The sequence below is a fragment of the Klebsiella sp. C239 genome, from assembly GCF_048822715.1.
GTDB lineage: Bacteria > Pseudomonadota > Gammaproteobacteria > Enterobacterales > Enterobacteriaceae > Klebsiella > Klebsiella quasipneumoniae.
Genome location: NZ_JBMEZK010000016.1, coordinates 40855 through 47232 on the forward strand (window position 1 = coordinate 40855; position 6378 = coordinate 47232).

Annotated in this window: 7 protein-coding genes; 4 read left to right on the forward strand and 3 right to left on the reverse strand. The window is 65.9% G+C overall.

The window, feature by feature from the left end; genetic code table 11:
- The first annotated feature begins 2 nt into the window (after nucleotides 1–2).
- Nucleotides 3–641 carry a phosphoribosylanthranilate isomerase gene (locus ACOI6Z_RS25580; RefSeq protein WP_004201168.1) on the forward strand — a complete coding sequence of 213 codons (639 nt, stop codon included), beginning with the start codon at nucleotides 3–5 and terminating at the stop codon, nucleotides 639–641.
- A gap of 10 nt (nucleotides 642–651) precedes the next feature.
- On the opposite strand, the gene ACOI6Z_RS25585 is transcribed toward ACOI6Z_RS25580, so the two are convergent.
- Nucleotides 652–1683 carry a protein-disulfide reductase DsbD domain-containing protein gene (locus tag ACOI6Z_RS25585; RefSeq protein WP_004201169.1) on the reverse strand — a complete coding sequence of 344 codons (1032 nt, stop codon included), beginning with the start codon at nucleotides 1681–1683 and terminating at the stop codon, nucleotides 652–654.
- 4 nt (nucleotides 1684–1687) lie between these two features.
- Nucleotides 1688–2017: a divalent-cation tolerance protein CutA gene (gene cutA, locus ACOI6Z_RS25590; RefSeq protein WP_004201171.1), complete on the reverse strand. Its 330-nt coding sequence runs from the start codon at nucleotides 2015–2017 to the stop codon at nucleotides 1688–1690.
- A 193-nt stretch (nucleotides 2018–2210) separates the two neighbouring features.
- Here cutA and groES point away from each other — a divergent pair, with 193 nt between their 5' ends.
- The 3 genes from groES to ACOI6Z_RS25605 all read left to right on the forward strand — a co-directional run bounded on the left by groES (nucleotide 2211) and on the right by ACOI6Z_RS25605 (nucleotide 5915).
- Nucleotides 2211–2501, forward strand: coding sequence for a co-chaperone GroES (groES, locus tag ACOI6Z_RS25595; protein WP_004201172.1), 291 nt, complete (start codon nucleotides 2211–2213; stop codon nucleotides 2499–2501).
- Nucleotides 2502–2556: 55 nt separating this feature from the next.
- Nucleotides 2557–4197, forward strand: coding sequence for a chaperonin GroEL (groL, locus tag ACOI6Z_RS25600; RefSeq protein ID WP_004201176.1), 1641 nt, complete (start codon nucleotides 2557–2559; stop codon nucleotides 4195–4197).
- 236 nt (nucleotides 4198–4433) lie between these two features.
- Nucleotides 4434–5915, forward strand: a complete 1482-nt coding sequence (locus tag ACOI6Z_RS25605) for an IS91 family transposase (RefSeq protein ID WP_032723056.1) — start codon at nucleotides 4434–4436, stop codon at nucleotides 5913–5915.
- Nucleotides 5916–6125: 210 nt separating this feature from the next.
- Here the strand turns inward: ACOI6Z_RS25605 and ACOI6Z_RS25610 are convergent.
- The coding region (locus ACOI6Z_RS25610; RefSeq protein WP_094909534.1) for a hypothetical protein at nucleotides 6126–6378 on the reverse strand (253 nt) is incomplete at its 5' end.

Here is a 6378-nt window from a genome sequence, read left to right on the forward strand (position 1 = left end):
GCATGCCCGCGAAAATCAAGATTTGCGGGATCAGCACACCCGAGGCGCTCGATGCGACCATCGCGGCGCGGGCGGACTATGCCGGGTTGGTGTTCTATCCAGCGTCGCCCCGTGCGGTTACGTCGAATGTCGCGGGCGCTTTGACATCGCGCGCAGCTGGCCAGATCGCCATGGTCGGTTTGTTCGTCGATGCGGATGATGCTGTCATCGCCGACGCACTGGTGGCAGCCAAGCTGAACGCGCTGCAGCTGCACGGTTCGGAATCGCCCGAACGCGTGGCCCAGTTGCGCGCGCGGTTTGGCAAGCCGGTGTGGAAGGCGCTGCCCGTCGCCAGCGCCAGCGATGTCGCACGCGCCGCAGCCTATGCCGGGGCGGCGGACTTGATCTTGTTCGACGCCAAGACCCCCAAAGGCGCGCTGCCCGGCGGCATGGGGTTGGCGTTCGACTGGTCGCTGCTGGCCGGATATCGCGGTGCCTTGCCGTGGGGGCTGGCAGGCGGGCTAAATCCGACGAATGTTGCCGAGGCGATTGCGCGCACCGGAGCGCCGCTGGTCGATACCTCCAGCGGCGTCGAAAGCGCGCCGGGCGTCAAGGATACCGACAAGATTACCAATTTCGCCTTTGCGGTGCGCTTGGCCTAAATCGCGTCGATCAATAGGCGTCGTTCAGCGCAAAGATCGGCTTGCGGGTGCGCCACTGCCCTCGGGTGAAGTCGGGAAAATCTAACGTGCGATTGCCCTCAGCAATCGATTGTTCCGACAGAGGCGTGATCGCGCTCCAGGCCAGCGCGTCGTAAATGTCGATTGGCATCGGGGCCTTGGCCTTCAGCGCCTCGACAAAAGCGTGGATCACGAACCAGTCCATCCCGCCATGCCCGGCCCCTGCCGCCAGATCGGCGTAGCGTTTCCATAGCGGGTGATCGTATTTCGCAAACCAGCCCTCGGCAGGCTCCCAGCGGTGCGGCTGTGGGCTCTTGCCCTCCAGATAGATCGACTTGTTGACGTCCATCCACAGCCCCTCGGTGCCTTGCACCCGAAAGCCGAGAGAATAGGGGCGCGGCAGCGAGGTGTCGTGGCACAGCATGATCGTTTCACCATTAGTGCAGCCGATCATGGTGTTGACCACATCACCCAGTGCGAATTTCACCTCGGCGTTGGGATGATCGGCAGAGCCGTTCTTGACGACATAATCATGCAGCCCGCGCGCCTTACAGCCGAAGCCGCCAGCGCCCGCTTCGCCCGGCAACGCGACCTTCAGGGTGCGGGTCTGCGGCGGGTAGCACACGCCGGCATCGGCGCAGCCCTGGTACTTCACGGTCAGGGTGGTCGCGCTCGCGCCGGCCGCGGGCGTGCCGGTGAGGGTGCCGAGCAATTCCTTGCGGTAGGTTTCGACGTCGCCGAAGAATTCGTCGCGGTAGGCCTTGCCCTTCGGCAGCGCCATGGTCGCGCCGGTGAAGGCGGCATCGGCCTTGACCGAGGTGCGGTGCCGGTACAGGTAATAGCCGTCGGCGATCCGCCAGCGCACCTCGATGCGGTCCGGCGCGGTGGCCTGCGCGGACAGGACGAAGACCTCGTCGACCGGCGGCAGTTCGAAGTCCTGGGCGACGGCCGAGGTCGCGGGCAGCGCAAGCAGCAGGGCGAGCCCGGCCAGCCAGCGGCGCAGGCGGATCGTGGATGCGGTCATTGGCTCAGTTTACCGGTCGGCTCTCGGCGGCCAGCCATTGCAGGTATTCGGGCAGGCCGGACGCGGCTTCGACCGCGAGCAGCTCCGGGAGTTCGTAGGGATGCAGTTGGCGCAGGCGTTCCTGCAGGGCGGGGTAGGCCTCGGCACTGGTCTTGACCAGCAGCAGGACCTCGGCCGCGGCCTCGACCTTGCGTTGCCAGCGATAGACCGAACGCAGGCCGGGCAGGAGGTTGACGCAGGCGGCCAGGCGCTCGGCCACCAGCGCGGTGGCGATGCGCTCGGCGCTGTCGGCGTCGGGACAGGTGCAGAAGCAGATCAGGGCGCTCACCGGCATAGGGTAGCGGCTGCCCCGATCCGGCGGGCCTGGCGGACATCCGCGTGCGGCCCTTGAAAGTCGGCGGGCCCGCCCCATCTCGGTGGCATGCCGGGTTCGCCCGGTTCTGTTGTCCGCGGTTTGGCACTCGCTTCGCGCGACTGCTAAAATCGCCGGGTTTTTCCACGTCAATCAACCATTTACCGAGGTTGCCATGTCCAATATCAAGCCGCTGCACGACCGCGTGGTCATCAAGCGCATGGAAGAAGAGAAGCTGTCCGCCGGCGGGATCGTGATCCCGGATTCGGCCACCGAGAAGCCGATCAAGGGCGAAGTCGTCGCCGTCGGCACCGGCAAGGTGCTGGACAACGGCCAGGTCCGCGCGCCGCAGGTCAAGGTCGGCGACAAGGTGCTGTTCGGCAAGTACAGCGGCACCGAAGTGAAGCTGGACGGCGTCGAGCTGCTGGTGGTGAAGGAAGACGACCTGTTCGCGATCCTCGGCTGATCGCGCGTCGCTCCCACACATTTCTCATCCGAATAATTTTTCGAGGTAATTCGCAATGGCTGCCAAGGACATTCGTTTCGGCGAAGACGCGCGCTCCAAGATGGTGCGCGGCGTCAACGTGCTCGCCAACGCCGTGAAGGCGACCCTCGGCCCGAAGGGCCGCAACGTCGTGCTGCAGAAGAGCTACGGCGCGCCGACCATCACCAAGGACGGCGTCTCCGTCGCCAAGGAAATCGAACTGGCTGACGCGTTCGAGAACATGGGCGCGCAGATGGTGAAGGAAGTCGCTTCCAAGACCTCCGACAACGCCGGCGACGGCACCACCACCGCCACCGTGCTGGCGCAGGCGTTCATCCGCGAGGGCATGAAGGCGGTCGCCGCCGGCATGAACCCGATGGACCTGAAGCGCGGCATCGACCAGGCGGTGAAGGCCGCGGTCGGCGAACTGAAGTCGCTGTCCAAGCCGTCGTCGACCAGCAAGGAAATCGCCCAGGTCGGCGCGATCTCCGCGAACTCGGATGCCAACATCGGCGACCTGATCGCGCAGGCGATGGACAAGGTCGGCAAGGAAGGCGTGATCACGGTCGAGGAAGGCAGCGGCCTGGACAACGAACTCGACGTGGTCGAGGGCATGCAGTTCGACCGCGGCTACCTGAGCCCGTACTTCGTCAACAACCAGCAGTCGATGTCGGCCGACCTGGATGATCCCTTCATCCTGCTGTACGACAAGAAGATCTCCAACGTGCGCGACCTGCTGCCCGTCCTCGAGGGCGTGGCCAAGGCCGGCAAGCCGCTGCTGATCGTGGCGGAGGAAGTCGAAGGCGAAGCGCTGGCGACCCTGGTGGTCAACACCATCCGCGGCATCGTCAAGGTCTGCGCGGTGAAGGCCCCGGGCTTCGGCGACCGTCGCAAGGCGATGCTGGAAGACATGGCGATCCTGACCGGCGGCGTGGTGATTTCCGAGGAAGTCGGCCTGTCGCTGGAGAAGGCCACCATCAAGGACCTCGGCCGCGCCAAGAAGATCCAGGTGTCGAAGGAAAACACCACCATCATCGATGGCGCCGGCGAAGGCGCGGGCATCGAGGCGCGCATCAAGCAGATCAAGGCGCAGATCGAGGAGACCTCCTCCGACTACGACCGCGAGAAGCTGCAGGAGCGCGTGGCCAAGCTGGCCGGCGGCGTTGCGGTGATCAAGGTCGGTGCCGCCACCGAAGTCGAGATGAAGGAAAAGAAGGCGCGCGTCGAAGACGCCCTGCACGCGACCCGTGCGGCCGTCGAGGAAGGCATCGTCCCGGGCGGCGGCGTCGCCCTGATCCGTGCCAAGGCGGCGATCGCCGGCATCAAGGGCGTGAACGAAGACCAGAACCACGGCATCCAGATCGCCCTGCGCGCGATGGAAGCCCCGCTGCGCGAGATCGTGACCAATGCCGGCGATGAGCCGTCGGTCATCCTCAACCGCGTGGTCGAAGGTTCGGGTGCGTTCGGCTACAACGCCGCCAACGGCGAGTTCGGCGACATGATCGAGTTCGGCATCCTGGACCCGACCAAGGTCACCCGCACCGCGCTGCAGAACGCCGCGTCGATCGCGGGCCTGATGATCACCACCGAAGCGATGGTGGCCGAGGCCCCGAAGAAGGACGAGCCGGCGATGCCGGCCGGCGGCGGCATGGGCGGCATGGGCGGCATGGATTTCTAAGCCCCGCGATCCATCAAGCAAGACCACAAAGCCCGGCCTCGTGCCGGGCTTTGTGCGTTCTGGCGTCCGAGGCGGGAGACTTCCTACCCGCCCCGCGGCAATGTCTGACGCGAAGATCAGAAAACGCCGATATGAACGCGTGCTCGCGGGCGCAACCCTGAGCAGCCGTCCCTGCAACGGAGCGCTGCGTGCCGCGCCTGACCGCACCCCGGCGGCAGGCCGAGGTGTGCGCGCCACTGCCGGCCGCCCACGCCGCTGCGCGTTACGCGCGCCACCTGCCCGAGCGCACGCTGCTGTACGCGCTAGTGCAGGCGCACTACCCGGACTTCATCGCGCGTCTTGAGGCCGAAGACCGCCCGCTGCCCGAGTATGTGCGCGAGGAGTTCGAGACCTACCTGCGCTGCGGCGTGCTCGAGCACGGCTTCCTGCGCGTGGTCTGCGAGCACTGTCGTGCCGAGAGGCTGGTGGCGTATTCCTGCAAGAAGCGCGGGCTGTGCCCGAGCTGCGGCGCACGGCGCATGGCCGAGTCGGCGCGGCATCTGGTGGACGAGGTGTTCGGCCCGCGGCCGGTGCGGCAATGGGTGCTGAGTTTCCCGTACCCGTTGCGCTTCCTGTTCGCCAGCAAGCCTGAGGCGATCGGCCCGGTGCTGGGCATCGTGCATCGTGTGATCGCCGGTTGGCTTGCCGATCAGGCCGGCGTGCCGCGGGATACGGCGCAATGCGGCGTGGTGACCCTGATCCAGCGCTTCGGCAGCGCGCTGAATCTCAACATCCACTTCCACATGCTGTGGCTCGACGGCGTGTACGAGGACACCACCGAGCGTCCGCAGCGCAAGCCGCGCCTGCACCGCACCCGTGCGCCCACATCGGCGCAACTGACGGAACTGGCCAACACCATCGCGCATCGCGTGTGCCGGCACCTGTCGCGCCGCGGCTGGCTCGAAGGCGAAGACGAATCCGTGTTCCTGTCCGACAGCGCGGGTAGCGACGACGGCATGGATGGGCTGCGGATGAGTTCGATGACCTACCGCATCGCCACCGGTCGCGACGCTGGCCGCAAGGTCGTCACGCTGCAAACGCTGCCTGGCGACGCCGGTCCGCTGGAGGGCGACGCCGGCAAGGTCGGCGGCTTCTCGCTGCATGCCGGCGTGGCCGCGGAAGCACACGAAAGCCACAAGCTCGAAAAACTGTGCCGCTACATCACGCGCCCGGCGATCAGCGAGCAGCGGCTATCGATCTCGCCACAGGGCAGGGTGCGTTACCAGCTCAAGACGCCGTGGCGCAATGGCACCACGCATGTCGAATGGGATGCGGTGGACTTCATCGCCAAGCTGGCGGCACTGGTCCCGCCGCCACGCGCGCATCTCACCCGCTTCCACGGCGTATTCGCCCCGAATGCAAACCTGCGCGCGCAGCTGACGCCCTCGGGGCGCGGCAGGCGGCCTGCGGGCGATGCGGCGCCAGTGGACGTCAGCGCCCACGACGAGCCGCGCAGCCCCGAGCAGAAGCGCCGTGCGATGAGCTGGGCGCAACGGCTCAAGCGGGTCTTTTCCATCGACATCACCACCTGCGCCCACTGCGGCGGCGCGGTGCGGATCGTCGCCAGCATCGAAGACCCCAAGGCCATTCGCGCCATCCTCGCCCACTTCGAGAAACACGGCGCGCTGGAGCAAGCGCACTACCGGCCCGCAGCGCGCGCCCCGCCGCCCGCCGCGTGATGAGGCGCCGGCCACACAGCCGGCAGCCAAGCCAGAGTCCGATCCGATGCGGCCACGACCCCGCAGGGCTGCGCTCGGCCCTGTGCCGGGATTCGGTGAGAAATGGCTACGCACTGAGCCGCTGCGTGGCCCCGCGATGTCGAAAACCCACGCATGAACCCCCGATCTGTGCCCGATCTGTGCCCAAAGCGGCGCTTGCGCGGCCGCTTCCTACCCGCCAGACTCGCCAAAAAGGGCGGTTGAACTTCCTATACCCATATCCCACTTTAGGTTTGGCAGCACCTTTTCAATCAGGTGGTTGTTTACACCAATCCAGCTATTGGCCAATTGAATATTGGTTTCGTCTACTTTTTTTGATTTTTTAAACAGCTTGGTAAAACCGAGTGCCAAAACAGGGGGACCATGTAAAAACGTGCTTCCTGTAATGACTGAACCAACTGTGAGTCCTTTACTGACTTTTTGC

Bases quoted from the DNA above. Each gene is read 5' to 3' on its own strand.
- ACOI6Z_RS25580 (WP_004201168.1), top strand. From the start codon at position 3: ATGCCCGCGAAAATCAAGATTTGCGGGATCAGCACACCCGAGGCGCTC.
- ACOI6Z_RS25585 (WP_004201169.1), bottom strand. From the start codon at position 1,683: ATGACCGCATCCACGATCCGCCTGCGCCGCTGGCTGGCCGGGCTCGCC.
- cutA (WP_004201171.1), bottom strand. From the start codon at position 2,017: ATGCCGGTGAGCGCCCTGATCTGCTTCTGCACCTGTCCCGACGCCGAC.
- groES (WP_004201172.1), top strand. From the start codon at position 2,211: ATGTCCAATATCAAGCCGCTGCACGACCGCGTGGTCATCAAGCGCATG.
- groL (WP_004201176.1), top strand. From the start codon at position 2,557: ATGGCTGCCAAGGACATTCGTTTCGGCGAAGACGCGCGCTCCAAGATG.